At 46.3% G+C, this 23,745-nt stretch carries 19 protein-coding genes; 4 read left to right on the forward strand and 15 right to left on the reverse strand.

Annotated elements, in window-relative coordinates; all coding sequences use genetic code 11:
* Positions 1–420 precede the first annotated feature (420 nt).
* The 12 genes from KGF70_RS00300 to pdhA form a co-directional block, all read right to left on the reverse strand.
* On the reverse strand, positions 421–2,022 hold the full coding sequence (locus tag KGF70_RS00300) for a TIGR03766 family XrtG-associated glycosyltransferase (RefSeq protein WP_216767991.1): 1,602 nt from the start codon (positions 2,020–2,022) through the stop codon (positions 421–423).
* Between the two features lie 66 nt (positions 2,023–2,088).
* Positions 2,089–3,444, reverse strand: a complete 1,356-nt coding sequence (locus tag KGF70_RS00305; RefSeq protein WP_216767995.1) for a TIGR03111 family XrtG-associated glycosyltransferase — start codon at positions 3,442–3,444, stop codon at positions 2,089–2,091.
* Positions 3,444–4,043 (reverse strand): exosortase family protein XrtG, encoded by a 600-nt coding sequence (gene xrtG / locus KGF70_RS00310; RefSeq protein WP_216767992.1) that lies wholly within the window; start codon positions 4,041–4,043, stop codon positions 3,444–3,446. The genes KGF70_RS00305 and xrtG overlap by 1 nt, the downstream gene beginning before the upstream one ends.
* 96 nt (positions 4,044–4,139) lie before the next feature.
* Positions 4,140–5,402: a Firmicu-CTERM sorting domain-containing protein gene (locus tag KGF70_RS17705; RefSeq protein ID WP_367114984.1), complete on the reverse strand. Its 1,263-nt coding sequence runs from the start codon at positions 5,400–5,402 to the stop codon at positions 4,140–4,142.
* Positions 5,403–5,746: 344 nt separating this feature from the next.
* Positions 5,747–7,585, reverse strand: coding sequence for a translational GTPase TypA (gene typA, locus KGF70_RS00320; protein WP_082230221.1), 1,839 nt, complete (start codon positions 7,583–7,585; stop codon positions 5,747–5,749).
* A gap of 189 nt (positions 7,586–7,774) precedes the next feature.
* A complete protein-coding gene (locus KGF70_RS00325; RefSeq protein ID WP_216767993.1) occupies positions 7,775–8,548 on the reverse strand; it encodes an inositol monophosphatase family protein in 774 nt (257 codons plus the stop codon).
* A gap of 9 nt (positions 8,549–8,557) precedes the next feature.
* On the reverse strand, positions 8,558–8,851 hold the full coding sequence (locus KGF70_RS00330; RefSeq protein ID WP_050338425.1) for a UPF0223 family protein: 294 nt from the start codon (positions 8,849–8,851) through the stop codon (positions 8,558–8,560).
* Positions 8,829–9,770: a lactate dehydrogenase gene (locus tag KGF70_RS00335; RefSeq protein ID WP_105924007.1), complete on the reverse strand. Its 942-nt coding sequence runs from the start codon at positions 9,768–9,770 to the stop codon at positions 8,829–8,831. The genes KGF70_RS00330 and KGF70_RS00335 overlap by 23 nt, the downstream gene beginning before the upstream one ends.
* A gap of 1,377 nt (positions 9,771–11,147) precedes the next feature.
* The gene (lpdA, locus tag KGF70_RS00340; protein WP_003639042.1) at positions 11,148–12,560 is read right to left on the reverse strand and encodes a dihydrolipoyl dehydrogenase; all 1,413 of its coding nucleotides are present in this window, start codon (positions 12,558–12,560) and stop codon (positions 11,148–11,150) included.
* Positions 12,561–12,567: 7 nt separating this feature from the next.
* Positions 12,568–13,887, reverse strand: coding sequence for a 2-oxo acid dehydrogenase subunit E2 (locus KGF70_RS00345; RefSeq protein WP_101873301.1), 1,320 nt, complete (start codon positions 13,885–13,887; stop codon positions 12,568–12,570).
* A 57-nt stretch (positions 13,888–13,944) separates the two neighbouring features.
* Entirely contained in the window at positions 13,945–14,922 is a 978-nt protein-coding gene (locus KGF70_RS00350) for an alpha-ketoacid dehydrogenase subunit beta (protein ID WP_003639044.1), read from the reverse strand.
* Position 14,923: 1 nt separating this feature from the next.
* Positions 14,924–16,036: a pyruvate dehydrogenase (acetyl-transferring) E1 component subunit alpha gene (gene pdhA, locus KGF70_RS00355; protein ID WP_216767934.1), complete on the reverse strand. Its 1,113-nt coding sequence runs from the start codon at positions 16,034–16,036 to the stop codon at positions 14,924–14,926.
* A 283-nt stretch (positions 16,037–16,319) separates the two neighbouring features.
* On the opposite strand from pdhA, the gene def reads away from it, so the two are divergent.
* Entirely contained in the window at positions 16,320–16,880 is a 561-nt protein-coding gene (def, locus tag KGF70_RS00360; RefSeq protein ID WP_003639046.1) for a peptide deformylase, read from the forward strand.
* A 32-nt stretch (positions 16,881–16,912) separates the two neighbouring features.
* On the opposite strand, the gene KGF70_RS00365 is transcribed toward def, so the two are convergent.
* A complete protein-coding gene (locus KGF70_RS00365; protein ID WP_105921557.1) occupies positions 16,913–17,419 on the reverse strand; it encodes a hypothetical protein in 507 nt (168 codons plus the stop codon).
* Between the two features lie 282 nt (positions 17,420–17,701).
* On the opposite strand from KGF70_RS00365, the gene KGF70_RS00370 reads away from it, so the two are divergent.
* The 3 genes from KGF70_RS00370 to KGF70_RS00380 all read left to right on the forward strand — a co-directional run bounded on the left by KGF70_RS00370 (position 17,702) and on the right by KGF70_RS00380 (position 20,615).
* Positions 17,702–17,920, forward strand: a complete 219-nt coding sequence (locus KGF70_RS00370) for a DNA-directed RNA polymerase subunit epsilon (protein WP_003639048.1) — start codon at positions 17,702–17,704, stop codon at positions 17,918–17,920.
* Positions 17,917–19,593 carry a ribonuclease J gene (locus KGF70_RS00375; RefSeq protein ID WP_216767935.1) on the forward strand — a complete coding sequence of 559 codons (1,677 nt, stop codon included), beginning with the start codon at positions 17,917–17,919 and terminating at the stop codon, positions 19,591–19,593. Before KGF70_RS00370 ends, KGF70_RS00375 begins: the two co-directional genes overlap by 4 nt.
* Before the next feature lie 62 nt (positions 19,594–19,655).
* Positions 19,656–20,615 carry a diacylglycerol kinase family protein gene (locus tag KGF70_RS00380; RefSeq protein ID WP_050338419.1) on the forward strand — a complete coding sequence of 320 codons (960 nt, stop codon included), beginning with the start codon at positions 19,656–19,658 and terminating at the stop codon, positions 20,613–20,615.
* Positions 20,616–21,842: 1,227 nt separating this feature from the next.
* Here the strand turns inward: KGF70_RS00380 and KGF70_RS00385 are convergent.
* Entirely contained in the window at positions 21,843–22,046 is a 204-nt protein-coding gene (locus KGF70_RS00385; protein WP_216767936.1) for a hypothetical protein, read from the reverse strand.
* Between the two features lie 162 nt (positions 22,047–22,208).
* Positions 22,209–23,693 (reverse strand): C40 family peptidase, encoded by a 1,485-nt coding sequence (locus KGF70_RS00390; RefSeq protein WP_216767937.1) that lies wholly within the window; start codon positions 23,691–23,693, stop codon positions 22,209–22,211.
* Between the last annotated feature and the right edge of the window lie 52 nt (positions 23,694–23,745).

Genomic DNA, 23,745 nt, shown 5'->3' on the forward strand with positions numbered 1-23,745 from the left:
GGGCCGTAAATGTCTGCCTTTCGAATACTGCCCCGGCTGGCAGGTATTCTGGACAAGGCCCAGTGGTGAAATTTCACTTAGCAAGCGTCTTTTGCTTGGTTAGTGAAAGACCAGTATTTAAGACGTGGTTTGTCGGCTTAAATCTGCGTCCACCACGTTCCGGCCATTGACCAGAATGCCTGGAAGCCGGCGTAGGGTGCGTCCACAACTGCAGGTCTACGCAAAACTCGCTCCATTTTCCAGCGGTCCTCAGCTGGCCGCTTTTGGCTTTAAGAACCGGCACTTTTCAATCATAATTCAGGATAAATACTGACGGGCACAACGGATGGTCCGAAACTATTACTGACATCACCTAAAAAACCACCTTCAGCACAGCAGCCAAAAGTGGTTAATAATCAATTCGATTTAAAGCAATCATGGTCAATCATCAGCTGTCGACTTCGCTTCATCTGCCGCGATGGCTTGGGCTAATTTGCGGTGATACCAATCAGCCACTCGCCGCACATTGATGACGGCACGTTCGAAAGAAAAACTACTTAGTAATAGTAAACATGGTAAGTATTGAATCAGGTAACGACTCCGACCACCTTCAAAGGCTAGTAGGAAAAGAAAGCCACCAATCAGCGATAACCGCAATAATTGCGTTAGCTGCCAGCGCGGCCCAGTTCCAATGGCAATAATGACTAGCAATGTGATCCACCACAACTGGGCGACGTAACGGAAATCCGCGATGTGACGGCCATAGAGATAAATAAAGTTTTTGAGCCAATTGCTAAAGCCACGGTTACTTGGTTTTTGATTCTCGCGGAAGAAGTTTCCTTCCTTGAGCCAACCAAACGTTCCATCGGCCGTGTTGTTGCGCTGCTTCTTGATTAAAAAGGACACATATCCCATCGGCCCTAATTGCTTCAGGCGCCGTGTGAGCATCCGGATCGAATAATCTGTTTTCTGTTGTTCAGTGGGTAGAACCGCCATCTGAATCGCTTGTTTTTCACTGTAGCCACCACTGCCGTAGACCCCCATCGCCATGAAATGAATCGCTGGAATGGCACGGGATTTATCGAGTTTGATATACGTCTGGTCTTGAATCGCACGGTTAGTGTAATGATAAGTGAAGCCTGCACTTTCGACCATTAGGATCAGCATGGCGACGACGATAAAGACGCGCGGCCCCTTGAGTGGACCATGCCGATGTAATGCACCCAATCCTTCGATAATCACGATGGCAATCACGGGAATAATCGAAGAGGGTTTCATGAAATACGTCAAAGTGACACTAATTCCAAAACCGACCGCCGCAATCAATCGCGGTAACGGTGACCAATCAGTCTGCCGCATCACAAAATAGCAGCATAAATAAAATGAAACCAGTGGTAATCCCCATGCATCGGTGTACGGCATGATGATACTTGGAAAGACGGCTAACCAAGCAGCGTGCAAATACAGCGCGATGCCTAGCGCTTGTCGCCGAACGACCCACACACTGACCAGATTGAAAATGGCGGATAAATCGACAAACAACAACGTCAAATAATCAAAAAATTGCCACGAAGTCTGCCCTGTCACTTCTGACAGCCAATGCATCAATAACATGATTGGCATGTTATTTTGGTTGAGACTATAATAGGCCGTCACCCCGACTTCTTGGACGTGTTTGGCGCTAGTCGCTGCATAGTGCAACATGCCGGCATCAAAACCACTGACGGGATGAACAAACGTGACGAAGATAATTTGTCCAATCACTACTAACGCGAGTAGTCCACTTGCTGTCCAGAGCTGGCGGGTCACGAAGCCCGTCACGAACCAACGGTGGATTCGGGGATAAGTGGCGTTTAAGATAACCACCGCCACGATTGCAATGATCAAACTAGTCGTTAGCATCGTTGTACTGGTCCCAAACGTCGCATTGTCGCCCAGAATGATATTGGGTGACGTCACCGCAAATACTAACGTCAAGCCAAATAGAATCCACCAAATCACGCTGATTGTCGTGTGACTAAACCGATAAAAGTAATTTTTCATGCAACACCACCCCCATTTCCATCTCGCTAAATATCATCCCCGGCCAGGTACCGACACGAGACGCCGTTACTTTTCTTTGCGGCGCTGCCGATAATAATCGCGAACCGTTTGCCGATCATCACGTAAAACCGCGATGAGTTGGTGCCACTCTTCAGAAAAACCTCGCATCCGCCAAGTCGCATGGGTCGTCATCGCATTGATAACGCCGACCAAACGGATCCAGCCGGTCAAAAACATGTATATGGGCAGCGTCAAAGTCAACCACCATAGACGTGAGTAAAAACGTCGTTCAGCCGGATACGGCTTCAAAAGAATCCCCGCGCTGATAAAGTTAATCACACCTACCAGCACGTATAGCCCATAGATGAGTAGGTAGGACAAGCCCACGACCAGCGTTGAATAACCAAACGCAATCAAGACAAGTGTCGCAAACGTCCAAATCATCCGTGGAAACGTAAACGTATGGTCAATCATGATCCGCCGTACCAGAAAATCCTTGAAAAAGCCTCTGAGACTCGCCGTTTGTGCCATGTAGTTTTGAGCCACTTCCAGTTCACCGCGTTGCCAGCGCTGACGTTGGGTATAGAGTTCCGCAAAGCCGGAAATTGGTTCCACGTAGAAAATGGCATTCGCACAAATCACGACTTTTTTGCCCAAACGAGTCCGAATCTGAAACGTCATATCGGTATCCTCACCAATCGTGTCGGTATCATACAGAAAAGTTTCCATCAAGACTTCCCGTCGAAACGCAGAGAACGCACCGGACATCGTAAATAATTGGTCCCGAAAAGATTCAATCGTCCGGCCAGATAAGAAGGCCTGCGCGTACTCGTAATACTCATTTTTAGCTAGCAGTCGGTGCCACCATCCGGACACTTGCTGCACGAGTTGGCGCTGAGGCAGTACGGCGCCTGTCATTGCCGCGATACTGTTGTCACTCTCAAAACGTAAGACCATATTTTTTACCGCGTTTGGTTCCAGCAGGCCGTCACTATCAATATTAATTACATAACTCCCAATACGCTCATAAATCGCCGCGTTCAGTGCCCGTGCCTTCCCCTTATCCGTATTAACATAGCGTAAAAATAAGTTAGGAAAGGCATCTTGGACCCGTGCATACGCGCCAAAACTATCGTCAGTACTCTGATTATTCGCTAAAATAATCTGCATCGCCTGTTTCGGATACGTCTGCCGATCAATCGAACGAATACAATCAAATAAAGTGTCCTCAGAATTATAAACCGGAACAATAATGGTCACCCAGGACCATTTTTGCGGTGCTTTAAGTTTCGGCATCCGGCGCTGACGATGCATCAATTTAGCAGTCGAAACGATTGACGGGATGATTTCGACAACGATGGGAATCAATGCCCACGTAATCCAAAATCCCATCCTGGTCAACGCCAAGTTTAGCCAATACATCACCGTAAACGATCCCTCCAATCAGCAACCTGTTGATACAATCCTCGTGCCAGTTGTGAATACGTGAAGACGTTGTAGTACAGCACGATCACCAACACGTAAAAAATTAAGCGGCCAATCACCGAATGTGCTAGGAAAAAGGCTTCCCCACCGCCGAAATGGACGATTGTAATCACCACATTTAAACGAAGCACGTTAATCAGGTAAATATAAAGCAGTCCAAATACGCCATAAAAGACCTTTTCACGTCGCTGGTAAGCCGGATAAAAGACCACCAACGAAACGAAAGCACACGTTTCAATGATGCCAGAGCACTCATAATCGATCGACATAATAACTGGATTACCAACGTTATTGATATAAATCAGTCCCATTTTGAACATAATCTGACCCCAGTTAGTCAATTCCGTAAAAAGGGCCACGCCGTGAATCACCGCGTGCGTAAAGAACCAGACCCAGTACGGGCGACTAATCGCCGTTAGAATAAAAAAGAGCCCGGCGCTTCCCACAATAAAGTAGAAAGCTGATAGCCGAGCTCTTTTGAGCACTGACAGTCCATATAACCATATTACTATTCCTAGGAGAATCTTAAGATTCATCGTATATCAGTCCTATTAATTCACTTCTCGACCACGATACAACACTAATGGTCGGCAGTTTCACTCGTGTCAGTAAACTCATTTGTTATGAACGCCTTATTTTTGAATCTTCGGCGTATCAGTTGGCTTGAGCTGATGCCGTTTCCGGAGCTTGAAGTAGCCCCAGGCGACGATGACGACGCCAACACCAGAAATCAAATAAGGGCCAGTTGAACCACCAGCCACCGTTACTTTCTTATCACCAATATTCAGATTATACATCGTAATCGTTTGGCCAGTCATTGTCGATAAGTTAAACTTACTCAAATCAACTTTGAATTCAGCAATGGAATGCGAGCCGTCTTGAGCCACGTAGCCATTGCCAACGGTGCCGTACTGGCTACCTTCGTTCCATTTACCACCTGTGAAGGAAACGGCCTTGACCGCCCCATCAGCTTGCGAACTTGGCATATCACCAGACCAAACGTAGTAATTTTGACCACTAATATCAAAATTATAATCGCCATACCCTGGTACCTGCCCGTATTTCATTTTCACGTAGACGTACACATATTTACCGTCGCTGACCATGGCGGTATAGCCGTTATAGCCTTCTGTCAAACTGACATTTTTCCAATCATTAAACTTGCCATCGATCGTGATGTTCAAATTATCGTTATCATTATTGGCATCATTGTTAGTCGTGGACGACGCCTTGGACGCTGACTCCGACTTATCACTGACGACACCGTTGGAACCGACCGCTGCCGAACTGCTAGTGGTGCTCGTGCTGCTCGTTGTGGTGCTACTCGAAGTAGAACTGCTTGCCGTACTTGAACTTGAGGCAGCACTCGATGAACTAGCTGATGACGTACTCGTCGAATCAGTGATGGTCCCCGCAGTCGTTGTGGCACTGTCAGAACCAATATTCGGGTTCGCCATGGTAATTTCCTTGCCGCTGGCCGTCGACGTTAGCCCTAACTTGGTCAAATCAACTTGAAACTCGGCATAATTATGGTGGCCATCATTCGTGACATAACCAGTACCGACCGTCCCATACTGGGTACCATCATTCCACTTGCCCCCAGTCAGCGTGAATGATTTGACACTTCCCGAACTAACGGAACTCGGGATATTACTTGACCAAACGTAGTAAGTCTTACCATCGATTTTGAAGTTATAGTCCCCATAACCCGGGACTTGACCATTCTTCATCTTGACGTACACATCGACGTACTTACCCTGACTGGCCAACGCGGTATAACCGTTATAGCCTTCTGTCAAATTGGCACTATCCCAATCACTCATCTTTCCATCGATGGTCACGCTGGTACTCGCTTTGGCGCTCACCGACTGATTGACAACGGCACCACCGGTCACACCTCCAAAGCACTGATTAGGTTCATCATCAATCCTAGTAATGATGACCTACAAACAGGTTTCATTCTATAAACCAATATTATACTCTCAATAACAAATAATCAATCATTTATTTCCATGTAAACGAACATAATCAAGGGACAGCGGCTTGTTGACGGTCACCAAAAAAACACCTAGACCAATTGATAGCCCATCCGAATTCTCTAACTGCACTTGACAAGGCGCCTAAATCACCCACGCTAGTCCGAATGCCGCGTCAGTCCCGCTTACCGCTGAACCCACATGACATGTTGAGCCGAAAAAACACGCTCCCCGATTTGGAGAGCGTGTTAGTTAGCTGAAAATTACTTGTTCATTTTCCGCTTCTTGGCTTCTTTTTCACGTGAGTTCGTGTTCAAGATACGTTTCCGTAAACGAACGTGTTCTGGCGTGATTTCGCAGAATTCGTCGCTGTTCAAGAATTCAAGTGATTCTTCCAACGTTAAATGAGTTGGCGTCTTGATTGTCGCCGTCAAGTCCTTGTTAGAAGAACGCACGTTGGTCATGTTCTTACCCTTGGTAATGTTAACCGAAATATCATTTTCACGGCTATTTTGACCAACAATCATCCCTTCATAGACTTCAGTACCTGGGTCGACAAAAATCGTTCCCCGGTCTTCAATCCCCATCGTTGCATACGTCGTCGTCTTACCTTGGTTGATTGAAACTAAGGCACCATTCCGACGACCTGGGTTCCAGTTAGGAATAACTGGCAAGTATTCAGAGAAGGTATGGTTCATGATCCCATATCCACGCGTCAATGAAAGGAATTCAGTGGAGTAACCGATCAAGCCCCGTGAAGGTGCTAAGAAGGTCAACCGAGTCTGGTTGTTACCAGTACTTTCCATGTTCTTCATTTCAGCTTTACGCTTCGATAAGGTATCGATAATTGAACCAGTGTATTCGTCTGGCGTATCGATTTGAACAGATTCAAATGGTTCGCAACGTTTGCCATCGATTTCGCGATAGATAACTTCTGGACGGGAAGCTTGTAATTCATAACCTTCACGCCGTAACGTTTCAATTAAGATTGACAAATGCAATTCACCACGACCTGAAACGACCCATGAACCGGGTTCGTCAGTGTCGTCGACCCGTAACGAAACATCAGTTTCAAGTTCGGCCTTCAACCGCATTTCAAGTTGACGCGCCGTCACAAACTTCCCTTCCTTACCAGCAAATGGTGAGGAGTTGGTTCCGAAAGTCATTTGTAAAGTTGGTTCATCAATCCGCAAGATCGGTAAAGCTTCAGGGTTTGCTGAATCAGCAACCGTTTCACCAACGTTGATGTCTTCCATCCCAGAAACTGCAACTAAGTCACCGGCATGGGCTTCGTCGATTTCCAACCGTTGTAATCCGAAGAACCCGAATAACTTAGTGACCCGGAAGTTCTTCTTACTACCGTCGAGCTTCATAACTGAAACGCTGTCGCCGACTTTGATCGTCCCACGGAAGACCCGACCAATTCCGACACGACCAACATAATCGTTGTAGTCCAATAGGGCCACTTGGAATTGTAATGGTTCGTCAGAGTTATCGATTGGTGATGGAATCGTCTTGATGATGGTATCAAAGATTGGTTTCATCGTGTGTTCCTGCTTAGCAGGATCTGATTCGTAACTAGAAGTCCCGTTCAAGGCTGAAACATAAACTACTGGGAAGTCTAATTGTGATTCGTCCGCGCCAAGTTCGATGAAGAGGTCAAGCACTTCGTCAACCACTTCTTCAGGACGGGCACCAGGACGGTCGATTTTGTTAATCACTACGATTGGTGTTAAGTGTTGTTCCAAAGCTTTCTTCAACACAAACCGAGTTTGGGGCATCGTTCCTTCAAACGCATCAACGACGAGTAACACCCCGTCAACCATGCGCATGATACGTTCAACTTCACCACCGAAGTCGGCATGTCCTGGGGTATCCAGGATGTTGATTTGCTTGTCGCCGTAACGTACGGCCGTGTTTTTCGAAAGGATCGTGATACCGCGTTCCTTTTCAATGGCATTAGTGTCCATCGCCCGATCATCAATCTGGACGTGTTCGTCAAGGGTATCCGATTGTTTAAGCATTTCGTTAACCAACGTCGTTTTACCGTGGTCAACGTGGGCAATAATGGCAATGTTGCGGATATCATCTCTAAATTTCAAAATTGATCTTCCTTTCATCCTTCAAAATTCTCACTATCCTCGATAGCAGAAATCTTACATATATTAATACAATCTGCCGTTACTATCAAGTCATGACTGCGACCTGAATCGGCCGTAACGGCGCTTTCAGTGGTTTTCATCCATTGACATAAAAAAACTGTGACATATGGGTCACAGTCCCACTACTTACTAGACGATTGCCAAAATTGAACGTTGTGCACGTTTTGTCGCTATCAGTACAGCACCCGATGATAACATATCAACCGGACTGCCGTCAAGAGTTGTGACCACCAACCCCAGTGTTTCCGCTAGTACGCGACCAGCCGCAAAATCCCATGGTCGCAAGTATGAAAGATAGGCAATCAATTCCCCTGCCAGCACTTGACTGATTTGAATACCGGCACTACCCATGATGCGTGGCCCTAAGGAAGCAGCCACGATTGCTTGCATATTAAACCGGTCTTGAATGAGCAGTGGTGCACTGGCACCAAACAGGCCATCTGCTAGGTCGGCATCAGCTGGCGACTTCATCGGCTCACCGTTCAGTGTCACACCGAGCTGCGGACCGCCAGCATAGAGTTTATTGGCCATCACATCGTAAATATAGCCCAAGGTTGGCTCACCATCAACATAGAACCCAACCATCATCGCAAAATGATTGCGTTGATGGACAAAATTCATCGTGCCATCAATGGGATCCACGATCCAGACGTGCCCGGCCATGCTAGTGACTCGGTCGCCAGTACCCTCTTCGGCCAAAATATGAGCTGTGGGATCTAGTTGACGAATTTGGCTGATCAAAAAATCTTCGTTACTATGATCAACATTGGTCACTAAATCTCGTCGGCTGGTTTTTTCCGCCACCGTTAACTTGTTCCCCATCTTAGCCAAGACCTGCTCACGTGCCGTTCGCATCACCGTCTGCATGGCATCATTCAACTGTTTCACAACATTCGTTTGCACATTGGTCACCTAGTCTCGGTATTGAAATCGTTGCTTATTGGTTGCTCGTGCGGCTTGCATCGTTTGATAGATCCGATAACCTGAAGCGGCTTCATAATCACGTGAGAGTCGCTTTTCTTCAGATTTCGCCGGAACGACCGTCTTGAAATCATCATACGCCGCTAATAACTCCGCCGTTGCAATCGAGCTTTCATTTGCCGCTTCAATTGCCTGGTAGAAAGTCGTCACCTTGATGATATCAGCCGTCGTCCACGTTTCATCAAGCGGATATTGATAATTATCACTGTGCTTTGGCATCTTCATCCAACTCCCCTGCCGTGACCCGGGCTAGCTCTTCACGAACCTGTCCCGCAATCTCAGCATATTCTTTTTGCTCCTCATCGGACAAGACCATATCTGCCATCCGTTTAAGACCATTGGCACTAATCAGCACGGGTGAGGACAGTCCAACCAGCTGGTCATCATCGCCACTCGCTTGAATATTAGTCACCGTCCCAATGAAGGGCGTCTGCGCATAAAACGCGTTGAGTATCTGTACTAATGCTAACACACTCAGAGTCTGATTAGTAATCATCGTCGCGTCATCGATTTGATCAGTCGCAGCCGTCATCTCATCCATCCCAAAACTAATATCTTGGTTGGCCAAGTAGGTCATCACTGGCGCCGGACCGATATACGAGCGGCTCCAAGAAATCAAGTGGGCAGCTGCAGTTCCAACAACAAACGCCCGGACATCAGCCGGCCCAACACTCAATTGTTGCCGAAGAAGCTGTTCCAACAAGCGACTCTGTGGCAAGGTACCAACACCAATGACTTTGGAGTGGTCAATGCCACTAAACTTGGCAGCGAGTACACTTAATACGGCGTCATTACTACCTGCCAACACAATTTTACCGTTAAAACCGGCACCCATTGCATCGTTAACAAACGACCGGAATAATGGCAAGGTCGCCTTTAAATCACCACTAGCATCACCATCGGCAGCCAGTGGCACTAAATTTCCAATAATTAAACTATCGGCTTGTGAATAGTCTGGTTTGAGCTGTGCATCTAAAGTAAACTGACGACAAGTCAAACTAGCCGTGATGAGCGCCTGATAACGTGGCGCTTCATCCGCTTGCGTCGCGACAACCAACTTAATTGGTAAATCCTTAGCAATCGCAACCAAGATCAATTGTTGTACGAACTCGAATAATCCCCGAATAATAACTGTATTGATCATTTTAATCCCTCCAACCTTCGCTAATAATTGTACCTGAGCTGTCAACGAATTCAAGTAAATGTTAACAAAAAGCTTACCATTTTGTAACATTAACGCTAGCCCAATCCGAGTTCAGGTCACATTCCCCGCTCGCTGCCGACCTACCACAGTGTAGACCATTTACTGATAAAAGTTTGGCCCGAATATCTAATAATTACGCAAAATCTTCCCAATAACGCGTGACTCATTTCACTTAATGACGCATTGTACTTCTTGATTTGTCATGAATAATGATTAAAACGTGCTATTTTCTGAGTTCAAATGCAGCCAGCTGAGGCCCGCTGGAAACAGTGCGAGTTACCGTAAACTTTCTGTGGTAGATGCTTCCTACGCCGGCTTCCAGGCATTCTGGGCAATGGCCGGAACGTGGTGGACGCAGATTTAAGCCGACAACCCACGTCTTAAATACTGGTCTTTCACTAACCAAGCCAAAAACGCTTGCTAAGTGAAATTTCACCACTTGGCCTTGCCCCGAATGCCTTCCGGCCGGGACACTATTCGAAAGGCGAACATTTGCGGACTCAACTTTTTATTGAATTAGTCGTTGGTTCTTAACCCACGGTCATTTTGATAGTCAACTGTAAGGCTGGTTTTAAACAATAGCTGACCATTTTGACCCATGCTTTAGAACTTCTAACCAGCAGTTTCACTGAAATTGTCAGAATTTTCTTTGGCCGTTTGAGATGGCAAAGTCAGAAACTATAAACGAAGGCAATTTTATCGACTAAATTCAAGACTAGCGGCCGTGGATTTTGTGAATCATATTCGGTAACCTTCTCAGTATTAAAGCGCCATAAAGTATCATCGAATATCGATCAAAAGTTTGCTCGAAGGATCTGTCTCCTAACATTCAGTGGTCAATTGCACCAAAGTAGGTGGTCGTTCATCTGCCATTCGAGCGGGTTCCCGACTGGAGGGGCCGGCTGACAATGCTCAAGGGCGAAATTCTTCTTGTCCGGGTGGGGTTCCCGGGCTAGAAGAAGACTCGTATTTGAAATTGCGCAGTGGGTTTCTGCGTGAGTTCAAATCGATGTCCGCCCTGTTCCAGCGTTGTCAGCCGGCCCCGGAAGTCGGACTAAGACGCGCATCGGATTACGAACAGTAAGCCAAACAATTGGCACGTTTGAATCATCATTCACACCAAATTGGCCAACGTCATACGAGCTTAATCGAATTATTCACTGTTCACGCATGGGTCCATCCGGTTGATGGATCTCCCATTTTATCACGATTCAGTCTGCAACACCTGCCAGGTTGTTCTGACGATAGTGTTCAGCCGCGACTAATGCTATGTAAAACAAAAGTTTGAGGCTTGCACCTCAAACTTTCAGTCATTATTTAGATATGCGTTGGGTAACCCATCGCTTCATCCGCGGCTTCTTGGACAACTTCACCTAAGGTTGGGTGTGGATGAATCGTCAAAGCAAGGTCTTCAACGTTCATACCACCATTGACCGCAACACTCAGTTCAGAAATCAAGTCACTTGCACCAGGACCGGCAATTTGAGCACCGACGATGGTTCCTTCATCCTTGGTACTTACCAAGCGGAAGAACCCATCCATCGAGTTCAATGAGATGGCCCGACCATTCCCAGCAAATGGGAATTTCGACGTTTTGACTTGTAAGCCAGCTGCTTCAGCATCCGCCTTCGTCATTCCGACCGTTGCCAATTCAGGATCTGTAAAGCAGACCGCTGGAATCGAAACGTAGTCATTGGCTGTCTTCTTGCCGCTAATGGCACCGGCAGCGACTTTTGCTTCTGCAAAGGCCTTGTGTGCTAAGGCAGCACCAGCAACGATGTCACCAATGGCATAAATGTCTTCAGCAGCAGTCCGGCCTTGTTCGTCGACTTCGATCAAGCCCCGTTTTGTGAGCTTAACATCCGTGTATTCCAAGCCCATGTCATCGGTATTTGGCCGCCGACCAACGGTAACCATCACGTAATCAGCGTGAATCTCAGTTTCCTTACCGTCGACAGCGTACGTCACCGTTACACCGCTATCATCTTGTTCAGAGTTCTTAGCCATCGCATTAGTGATGACGTCGACCCCTTTCTTCTTAAAGCTGTTCAAGACGAGCTTGACCATGTCTTTTTCGAAGTTTGGCAAGATTTGTGGGGTACCTTCAAGAATCGTCACATGGGCACCAAGGTTGGCATAAGCACCGGCTAATTCAGAGCCGATGTAGCCCCCACCGATAACAACTAATTCTTTTGGTACTTCTGGTAAGTTCAAACCGCCAGTAGAATCGACTACTCGACCACTGAATTTAAACCCAGGAATTTCAACTGGGCGTGAACCCGTTGCAATAATCAAATGTTTAAACTTGTACGTTTGTCCAGTATGGTCACCATTCATGACCCGCAACGTATGGTTATCGTGCATGTAAGCTTCACCACGGACAACTTCTACTTTGTGCTTTTTAAGCAACATTTCGACCCCACCGGTTAGACGGTCCACCACTTGATGGTCCTTCCAATCCTGAGTGACCTTGAAGTCCAAGATTGGGTCTTGGATGTTCTTGATTCCAAAAATCTTGCTATCCTTAGCTTCTTGGAACCGATGTCCAGCGCTGATCAAAGCCTTTGATGGAATACAGCCAACGTTAAGGCAGACACCACCGATATATTCCTTTTCAACCACGGTGACTTTTTGGCCGAGTTCCGCGGCCCGAATCGCAGCGACGTAACCCCCAGGGCCTGCGCCGATGATCATTGTATCGCGTTCTTCAGCAAAATCTCCTACAACCATTCTGACCTCATCCTTCCATCAAAAGTAATTCTGGATCATGTAGCAATTGTTTCAATAAGTTCATGGCCCGTTGTGCAGTCGCCCCATCAATCAAACGGTGGTCAAAACTGAGTGACAACTTTTGCATCTTACCAACCACGATTTCACCGTCGTCATTAACGTATGGTTCTTTACCAATCCGGCCGACCCCGAGGATTGCAACTTCTGGTTGGTTGATAACTGGCGTGAACCAGCCGCCACCAATTGACCCAATATTACTGATCGTAATTGAGCCACCGCTCATTTCGTTGGCCTTCAACTTACCGTCGTATGCTTTTTGCGTATTGTCGGTAATTTCCTTGGCAATTGCAAAGAGTCCTTTGCCTTCAGCATGCTTGATATTTGGTACTAACAAGCCACGGTCGGTGTCGGTCGCAATCCCAATGTTGAAGTAGTGCTTGTAAACGATTTCCTTATTAGCATCGTCAATTGATGCATTTAATTCTGGGAATTGTTGCAGCACTGCAACTAAGGCTTTAACGAAGTATGGCAAGAAGGTCAAATGAATATCGCGATCTAACGCAATTTGCTTGTACTTCTTCCGGTGAGCCATCAAGGCACTCACTTCGACTTCATCAAATAAGGTAACATGTGGCGCCGTATGCTTACTGTTGACCATCGCTTTAGAAATTGCTTTCCGAATTGGGGTCATCTTTTCGCGAGTTTCTAATTCTGGTGTATCTGAAACGTACGGTTTAACTGGCGTTGGTGCTGGTGCTGCTGATTCTGCGGGTGCAGTTTCGGCAGGAGCCGCTGCTGGCTTAGCACCAGTAGCCGTTGGTGCGCCAGTGTAATTATCAATATCTTGCTTCGTGATTTGACCGTGAGCACCAGTTGGGGTCACTAAGGTAATATCAATATCTTTATCACGCGCATATTGACGAACAGATGGCATTGCCAAGACCCGTTTGTTAGGATCTCCAGCAGCCGGGGTGCCAGTTGGTTGCGCTGGTGCTGCTGATTCAGCAGGGGCCGAACTAGTGTCTGCAGTAGGGGCAGCTTCAGCCGCTGCTGGTTCATCCGCTTTAGCAGCGGGTGCCGCATCGCCAGAACCGTCATCGATTGTTACGATAACGTCACCAATCTTGGCAGTTTCACCTTCTGGAACTAAAATATCGATCACTTTACCACTCACTGGAGAAGGTAATTCCTCCACTGATTTATCATTTTGAATTTCAACTAGAGAATCGTCTTCTTTGACTTCATCACCAGGTTTTACGAGCCATGATGCAATTTCGCCTTCTTCAAGGCCTTCACCAAGCTCTGGTAATTTAAACTCGTAAGCCATTGGATAACTTCCTTTCCTGACAGTCTCAGGTGACTGTTTTTCGATGTCGCGTCTTGCTTAGTAGTTCAAGATTTCGCGGGTCTTTGCTTCAATTTCGTCTTCAGCAGGTAGCCAATCGTCTTCAGCTAACCCGAATGGATAAACCGTATCAGGAGCGTAAACACGGCCGACTGGCGCACTCAAGTATAAGGCGCCCTTTTCAGCAATCAGCGAAGCAACGTTGGCTGCGATCCCAGCTTGACGTTGTGCTTCTTGAATGGCAACTGCGCGACCCGTCTTTTGAACGGATTTTAGAATCGTTTCTTCATCTAAAGGAGACAAAGTCCGTAAGTCGACCACTTCAACTGAAATACCTTCTTTTTCAAGCTTTTCAGCAACCTTGAGTGATTGATTAACTTGAGCACTGTAAGCAATTAAGGAAATGTCCGTTCCTTCACGAACAACATTAGCTTTATCTAACGGTACTGTGTAGGCTTCATCAGGAATATCCGCCTTCATTGACCGGTATAACTTCAAGTTTTCCAAGAAGAAGACGGGGTCATTGTTACGGATTGATGAAATCAATAAGCCCTTGGCATCATATGGATTAGATGGTGTGACCACCCGTAATCCTGGGATTTGAGCCAGGTAGCCTTCCAATGAATCCGCATGCATTTCTGGAGTGTGCGTCCCACCACCATATGGTGAACGGATGGTGATTGGCATGTGCCGAGTGCCGCCAGTCCGGAAACGTTCCCGTGACATCTGGCCGGCAATTGAATCTAAGGTTTCAAAAATGAACCCAAGGAATTGAATTTCAGGAATTGGCCGGAATCCTTCTAAGGCTAGCCCAATTGATAAGCCGCCAATACCAGATTCTGCTAAAGGAGTATCGAAAACCCGATCTTCGCCGAATTCGGCTTGGAGGCCATCGGTTGCCCGGAAAACCCCACCGTTTTTACCAACATCTTCACCAAAAACCAAGGTCTTTTCGTCCGACCCGAGTTCTAATCGAAGTGCATCGGTGATCGCTTGGATATACGTTTTCTTTGACATGTTACTTCGACTCCTTTGCTTGGAATTCCGTAATTTGTTGTTGAATGTTTTGTGGTTGTTCTTCAAAGACATTCCCCAAGAATTCGGTCATTTTTTGCTTTGGTGCTTCATCCGCTTGTTTTACAGCGGCTTTAATATCTTCTTTAACTTGTTCAACGTATTCGTTTTCTTGATCTTCAGACCAAACACCTTGATCGGTCAGATACTTGCGGTAACGAATCAATGGATCATTATCGAACCATGGTTGTTCTTCATCCTTAGTCCGGTAACGCTTAGGATCATCACCCGCGTTAGTATGTGGTCCGAAACGATAAGTCAAGGTTTCGATCATCACTGGGCCATTGCCGGCAGCGGCGTATTCACGTGCTGCTTTGGTGACTTCGTAAACTGCTAAAAAGTCCATCCCATCAACTTGAACGCTTGGGATACCCGCAGCAACCGCTTTTTGTGCCAAAGTCTTGGCAGCAGTTTGTTTGCGACGTGGCACTGAAATCGCGTAACCGTTATTTTGAACAATGAACACTGCAGGTGCTTGGAAGGCGCCGGCAAAGTTCATGCCTTCATAGAAGTCCCCTTGCGACGTCCCACCATCACCGGTGTATGTGTAGGCAACTTTGTCTTCCGTACTATTCTTCTTGATACCAAGCGCAACCCCAGCAGCTTGAACATACTGAGCACCAATGATGATCTGTGGTGGCATCGCATGGAAATCTTCTGGATATTCGTTGCCAAGTACGTGACCCCGTGACCATAAGAAGGCTTTGTATACGGGGAGCCCGTGTTGAATCAACTGTGGGATATCACGATAGGCTGGCATTAACACGTCAGTCTTCTTCATCGCAGAATTGCTACCCATTTCACTGGCTTCTTGACCTTCCGTTGGTGCATAGAAACCCAACCGGCCTTGCCGTGTCAAAGCATTCGAACGTTGGTGTAACGTCCGTTCCCATAACATTAGTTTAAAGAATTCAACAAGTTGCTCGTTTGAATATTTAGAGACAATTTCTGGTTTGATTACTTTAGCTTGACCATCCATCACCTGCACGGGTTCAAAGTCTTTCCCAAGTGCATCCCGGATCGCACCAAAATCAACAATTGGTTTTTCGTTGTCCATAAATGACACATCCCTTTCATGAACGTACGAACGAGCACGATATGCCGCGTTCGTAATCGTTTTCATAATTACAAGTCTAATTTACCATTGCATTTCATCTTTTGCAAGCCCTTCCAAAGAGCGTGGAACCGGCTTTTTTTCGCAAGATGATTGTGAACTATTTAATTTGTCAGTTTTTTTGTTTTCATTCTTTTCATAGGTGACGCTACTTTTTAATTGTCGTGTATGCTAAACTAAATACTAAGTGTAAATTGCGCGATCTTAATTTTGGAGGTAATTGAAATTGATTAAAATGCGCGACATTATCCGCGAAGGTAATCACACGTTACGCGCGGAAGCAAAACCCGTTAAATTCCCATTAAGTGAAGCTGACCAAAAGTTGGCGCGCGACATGATGGAATACTTAGAAAACAGCCAAGACCCTGAATTGGCCAAAAAATATGGTCTACGTGCCGGTGTTGGTTTAGCTGCGCCGCAAGTTGACGTCTCTGAACAAATGGCGGCAGTGCTTGTTCCTAGTGAAAACGAAGATGACGAACCAGTCTTCAAGGACGTCATCATCAACCCTGTCATCATTAGCCATTCAGTTCAACCCGGGGCGTTAACTGAGGGTGAAGGCTGCTTATCCGTTGACCGGGATATCTCCGGCTACGTGATTCGCCACGACCGGATCACACTTCGTTACTATAATATGGCCGGTGAGCAGAAGAAAATTCGCCTGAAGAACTATCCGGCAATCGTCTGCCAGCACGAAATCGACCATTTGCATGGGATTTTATTCTACGACCACATCAATGAAGCAAACCCCTTTGCAGCTGACGATGACTTAGTACTCATTTCTTAATGAGTGTGTTAAAAAAGCAGTCCTGAGTGTGATCAGGACTGCTTTTTTGCTGTACTCGGATCTAATCGGCGTAGATCCTCTAAATATTCTAATGTCGCTTCATTCATTAAATACGCAATGTCCAAGTGCAATTGACCACTGCGCAGCCAGGCATCCGTGACCCGTAACGCTGGCCCCGCATTTTGAAACGCCACCACTTGATTGCTCTTAGCATAAACTTGTAATTGATTATTAAACAACCGACGAACTTCTGGCAAATCGGCGGCAACCATCCCTGGTGCATCCAGTACGTACTCGAATGCCATCACGCCCCGGCCCCAGACATCTGCGACCGGTGTCGAATGGATTGCACCAGCCACCTCCTGCACAGTCATCGTATTTGCCAGCACCTTAAAAGCCGCTGCCATGGCCTGATCCGCGACGCGTTGACCACCCCGCCTGATTTTCAAAGCCGCACGTTTTAAGACTTGGCGGCGCAAGACTTCATAAACAATCACTGCAATCAGCACGCCACCAATAATTGTTAGCCACGTTTGCATCCCGACACCTCGATTCTTTTTTTGTATATTCGTTCACAATTTTAGGAATTTTCAATCTTTTTGCTTATGTTTAGCATAGCATGTTTCATAAAAAAATTTTCTTTTTGTCACTTCAATTTTGTAGAAAGTTAACATTGTATACACCCATCTGAAATTATGCTAAAATGTAAGATAATTGTTGTGTTTACACAACCTGGTGTACGGATCAAACTTTTATTTTTGCTATCTATTCAGATCACTTTGCATCTGAATAAATCTTGTTTATATTAAGGAGTTTTACGAATGATTTACAAAGTCTACTACCAAGAAACCAAAGAACGGAACCCACAACGGGAAACGACCAAATCTTTGTATCTCGAAGCTGAGACCGAAGTTCAGGCGCGGACCTTAGTGGAAGATAATACGGATCACAATATCGAATTTATCGAACCGTTAGAAGGTAACTTCTTGGATTACGAACAAAAAAATCCAGAGTATCACCTAACGGAGTTCAATAAATGAAACGTTTAAACGTCAAAAATAACGAAACCGCTGTTTTTGCAGTCGGCGGTTTAGGAGAAATTGGGAAAAATACTTATGGTATCCAATTTCAAGACGAGATTATTCTGATCGATGCCGGTATCAAATTCCCAGAAGACGAACTTCTCGGAATTGATTACGTCATTCCAGATTATTCTTATCTAGTTGCAAATCAGCAAAAAATAAAAGCTTTAGTGATTACGCACGGTCATGAAGATCACATTGGTGGGATTCCCTTCCTATTAAAGCAGATCAACGTGCCAATCTATGCCGGCCCCCTAGCCTTGGCCTTAATCAAGGGTAAACTAGAGGAACACGGGTTATTAAAGACAACGGAGCTCCATGAAATCAATGAGGACACGGTGCTTAAATTCCGCAAAACGCGGGTCTCGTTCTTCAGAACCACCCACTCAATTCCGGATACTTTGGGGATTGCAGTTCAAACCCCACCTGGCACGATTGTGGAAACTGGTGACTACAAGTTCGACTTAACACCAATCACCAACCAGCCACCGAACCTTCAAAAGATGGCTCATCTTGGCGAACGCGGTGTTCTGGCGTTAATGTCAGACAGTACCAACGCTGAACGGCCAATCTGGACGAAGTCTGAACGCTGGGTGGCGCAATCTATTCGGCACATTTTTGAACAAGTCGAAGGACGCATTATTTTCGCCACTTTTGCTTCCAACATCTCACGGATTCAGGAAGCAGCCCAAGTCGCCCTAGAACATCACCGTAAGATTGCAGTCTTTGGGCGTAGTATGGAAGCCGCCATCGTCAATGGTCGTGAGCTGGGCTATCTTTATATTCCGGATGACGCGATGGTCGATGCCAACGACTTGCGTTCCCTGCCAGCTAATAAAGTCATGATTTTGTGTACTGGCTCTCAAGGTGAACCGATGGCCGCCCTCTCACGGATTGCTAACGGGACCCACCGGCAGATTTCAATCGAACCTGGTGACACCGTTATCTTCTCCAGTTCGCCAATTCCTGGTAACACGCTCAGCGTTAACCACGTGATCAACGAACTTGAAGAAGCCGGGGCCAATGTTATCCATGGTAAAGTGAATAATATTCACACCTCTGGTCATGGTGGTCAAGAAGAACAAAAACTAATGTTGCGGTTGATGAAACCTAAATTCTTCATGCCAATTCATGGTGAATACCGGATGTTGAAGATTCACACGGAATTAGCCGAACAATGTGGTGTCCCGCTGGATCACAGTTTCATTCTCGAAAACGGTGACGTACTCGCCTTCACCAAAGACTCCGCACGCGTTGCGGGTCACTTTGGCGCTGGTGACGTTTATGTGGACGGGTCTGGGATTGGCGATATCGGCAACGTTGTTTTACGTGACCGTCAAGTCCTCTCTGAAGAAGGGCTGGTTGTGGTCGTTGCAACGATTAACTTAAAGAAGAAAGAGATCCAAGCTGGTCCAGATATTCTATCACGCGGGTTCGTTTATATGCGCGAATCTGGTGATTTGATCAACGAAGCTCGGCGGCACGTTTTCCGCACGATTAGACGGAAGATGAAGTCGGATAAAGCGACTGAAGCGACTATCCGGAATGCCATTATTGATGACTTACAAAGTTTCTTATTTGATAAGACTGAACGTCACCCAATGATTCTACCGATGTTGATTATGAACTAACTACTTGCCGGAACGATCCTGTTCCGGCTTTTTATGGTGTAAGACTGATACGAGGTGTAACTTTGATTGCTGAATACTACATTATTATTAATGAACTCGCTGGTTCCGGCCATGGAAAACAAGTTTGGGAAACCATCAAACCCATTCTGGAGCAACGCCAAATTCATTTTGAATACCGGATTTCTGAATATGCTGGCCATACGATCCGACTCGCAGCGGAATACGTCAAAACGATTCAGCGTCGACCGAACATCACCCCGGTCATTTTAGTTGTCGGTGGCGATGGCACCCTCAACGAAGCACTGAATGGTATCATGCAAGTCCCACAACAAGACCCGATTCCAATCGCCTACATTCCAGGTGGCTCTGGAAATGATTTTGCACGGGGCCTGGGCATGGCCACTGATCCTGAAATTGCCTTAGCACAAGTGCTCAATAACATGCGTCCACGGACATTAAATGTCGGCTACTATCATGAAACGCTCAAAAATGAGCATCGCTACTTTGTAAACAATGTTGGTCTGGGCTTCGACGCGCAAATCGTCGACGATACGAACCGTAGTAAGCAGAAAGGCCGTTTGGGACGCTGGTCCTATCTCAGCAATATGTTGACTGCCTACTCCCAACAGGAGGGCTTCCCGCTCACCGTGCACGTCAATCGGAAGCGTGACTATTATCGACACGCTTTTCTCTGCACTGTGTCCAATATCCCCTATTTCGGTGGTGGCGTCAAAATTCTTCCCCAGGCGAATCTACACGACGACCAACTAGAATTAATCGTCGTTGAAGAACCACACTGGTGGACAATTGTTTGGCTATTCCTGCTACTGCTGTTAGGAGGTCGCCACTTAAATTCACGCTTTGTTCACCACTACCGCAATGCCGACTTGCACTTAGGCGTAAATTCCGTCGAAATCGGCCAAATGGATGGACAAATCATCGGCAACCGTAACTATGATTTGTATTTCTCGACCCACCCTTATCCGTTCTGGATTGATACGAGTATTCACGATCATCATTAGCTACAACACATTGTTTTAAAGAACAGCCCCCAATTCGACCTTGAATTGGAGGCTGTTCTTTATTTGAACCATGTTTAATACTCATTCCTGTGCATATATCCACGTTGTACAGGTTTAATTGTCATGACTTATGATTAAAACGTGCCAATCCTTAAAGTCAAAAGCAGCCAGCTAAGACCCGCTGGAAATAGTGCGAGTTAGCGTAAACCTGCTGTTTGAGGGACGTCGTACGCCGGCTTCCAGGCATTCTGGGCAATGGCCGGAACGTGGTGGCACAGATTTAAGCAGACAAACCACGTCTTAAATACTGGTCTTTCACTAACCAAGCACAAAACGCTTGCTAAGTGAAATTTCACCACTTGGCCTTGCCCAGAATACCTGGAAGCCGGGATGGTATTCGAAAGGCAGACATTTGCGGACTTAATTTTCAATGAATTGGTCGTTGATTCTTAGTAAATAGTACTTTGGCACTAAACTGTAAGTCTAGTTTCTGATGAAAGCTGCCATACTCGTATTCGATTGCCGGAGACAACAGCTATACTGAACATTGTCAGTATTTTCGCTAATTGCCTGCGATAACAAAGTCTCAAATCATAAACAGAGATAATTTTATCGACTAATTTAAAGATTCGTTGCCATTGAAATTAGTGAATAACATTCAGGAAATTTTCGCAGTACTCAGATGCCATAAAGCATCATCGATGTCGAATACAAGCTAGCCTGATCGTACAGACACTTAAATATTCAGTGGTCAATTGTACCCAGATAGGTGGCCGTTCATCCGCCATTCGAGCGGCTTCCCGACTGGCCGGCCCGCCGGACAATGCTCAGTAGCCAAATTATTCTTAGTCGGAAGTGTCTTTCTTCCGGCTTAGAATAAGACTCGTATTTGAAATTGCGCAGTGGGTTTCTGCGTGAGTTCAAATCGACGTCGGCTACGCTCCAGCAATTGTCAGCCAGCCCTGGAGGTCGGAATTGGACGCGCATCGGCTGACGAACAGCAATCCAAACAATTGGCACGCTTTAATCATAATTTATGACAATTTGATGCCCACAATAAATGTCAAAATGATACGTTCCCACCCTGTGATATCTGCTGCATTATTGGCGTTGCTCCTTAGACAATGATGTCGCGATATCATTGTCTGACAACAGAATCGGTTCGCTAAAACCAATCAAAAAGACTGGCTAACGGGACAACCCCATTTAACCAGTCCAAATTTCAGTTTAGTCTTCAGAAGCGTTAATTGCCTCTAGTAGCATATCCAGCTGTTCACATTTGCGAGATAAGTGACCAACACGTTCCTTTAAATGCGGGTAAATCGTGACAACCCGTGAGCGTTCCTGCTGCCGCGCAGCTAACGCCTTTAAATGATCAAGTTCCGTATTAGCTTCTTGATATTCTTCAAGAATTTCAAAACGATTACTCACTGATAACACTTCCTTAGAACAAATTTATCCATCAAATTTTTAATCCTAAAAAAACGACAAGATTAATATACCACAATTGTTAGTAAGTTTAAATCATGAAATCAAAAAAATAATCCGGAGCACTCAGTCAACCAAGTGTCCGGATTATTCGTATTTAATAACTTATTTAACCGTTCCGGCGAAACTTGGCATGAAGTACGAACTGATCGTTTGAACTTGCACGTTTTCACCTTCAGTTGGCGCCGCCACGTATTGGTTGTTACCAATATAGATGGCATCGTGATAAGTGGCACCACGGCTTCCCCAGAAGAGGATATCGCCAGGTTGCGCATCGGCTACGGAATGAGTCGTCACGTATGATTCTTGAGCAACCGTACTATGTGGCAACGTAATCCCAGCTGCGTGTTGGTAAACATAGGAAACTAATCCAGAACAATCCATACCTGAGAGACTTGCGCCACCCCAAACATAAGGAATGTTAGCACTAGCCAGCTTCAAGGCTAAACCAGTCACAGAACCAGTTGCTAAATCGCTTGAAGTAGTGGTTGAAGTACTACTGCTGGTGTTGGTCGTGGTTGCCGTGCTACTGCTTGCACTACTCGTGGCAGCTGATGAACTACTCTGACTCGTAGTGCTTGATGAAGTTGCAGCTGATGAGCTTTCACTAGCCGCACTAGTCGTTGAACTTGCAGTTGCTTGATGACTGGTCGTACTTGAACTAGTGGCAGCGCTAGTGATTGCTGCAGCATTGTATGCTGTTGAGCTAGCAGCACTACTACTACTACTGGTCGAGCTCGTTGCACTTTGGCTACTTGCGGTTGAGCTAGCAGCTGATGAAGAACTCTGGCTGGCAGTTGACGAGCTTTGGCTGGCAGCTGAAGTGCTTGAAGACGTGCTCTGACTAGTTGTTGATGAGCTAGTAGCAGCACTTGATGCACTCGCACTGGTTGCAGTGGTCGTGTCAGTATCAACACTGGCACTCGTCGCAACCGCCTTTAAAGTAGCCGTGGCAGTCGTAGACGTCGATGAGCTTGATGCACTCGTTGCGCTAGTCGAACTAGCATCACTGGCAGTATCCTGACTTACTGTCGTGCTGTTGACACTGGTAGCTGAACTGGAAGCAGCGCTGGCTGTTGAACTTGAGCTAGCAGCGCTGCTGGCCGTCGTCGTGGACGTCGTTGCAGCAGCCGTCGCAGTTTTAGCGGTCGTCTTGGTCGTTGCTCCTGGTACTTGTAGCTTCTGACCAACCAAAATTAAATTACCAGAGAGGTTATTCAATTGTTGGAGGGCATGGACGGAAGTATTGTACTTGTCAGCTAGCGCCCAGAGACTATCACCTGCTTTAACGGTATATGTACCCTTAGTTGCGGTTTTAGTCGTCGCTGACTTAGTTGTCGCTTTTGACCCACTAATCTGTAAATTCTGACCCACATAGATTAAATCAATGTTGGAATCAGACCGAGTAATCGAATTCAATTTTTCAATACTTTGCACGGAAACGCCGTGCTTTTGAGCGAGGCTCCACACCGTGTCATTGGCCTTGACGGTGACTGAAGCAGCATTGGCAGCTTGGCCTGTAGCAAGCAATAAACCAACGGCACCAACCGTACCGGCTAGGACCTTGCCCGTTGTATGTGCTTGTGACATTTAATTCACTCCTTAGATTTCAAATGTTATCGTAACAAAAACGCCTGACAGC

The organism is Lactiplantibacillus sp. 7.2.4 (genome assembly GCF_018991185.1).
GTDB classification, from domain to species: domain Bacteria; phylum Bacillota; class Bacilli; order Lactobacillales; family Lactobacillaceae; genus Lactiplantibacillus; species Lactiplantibacillus pentosus.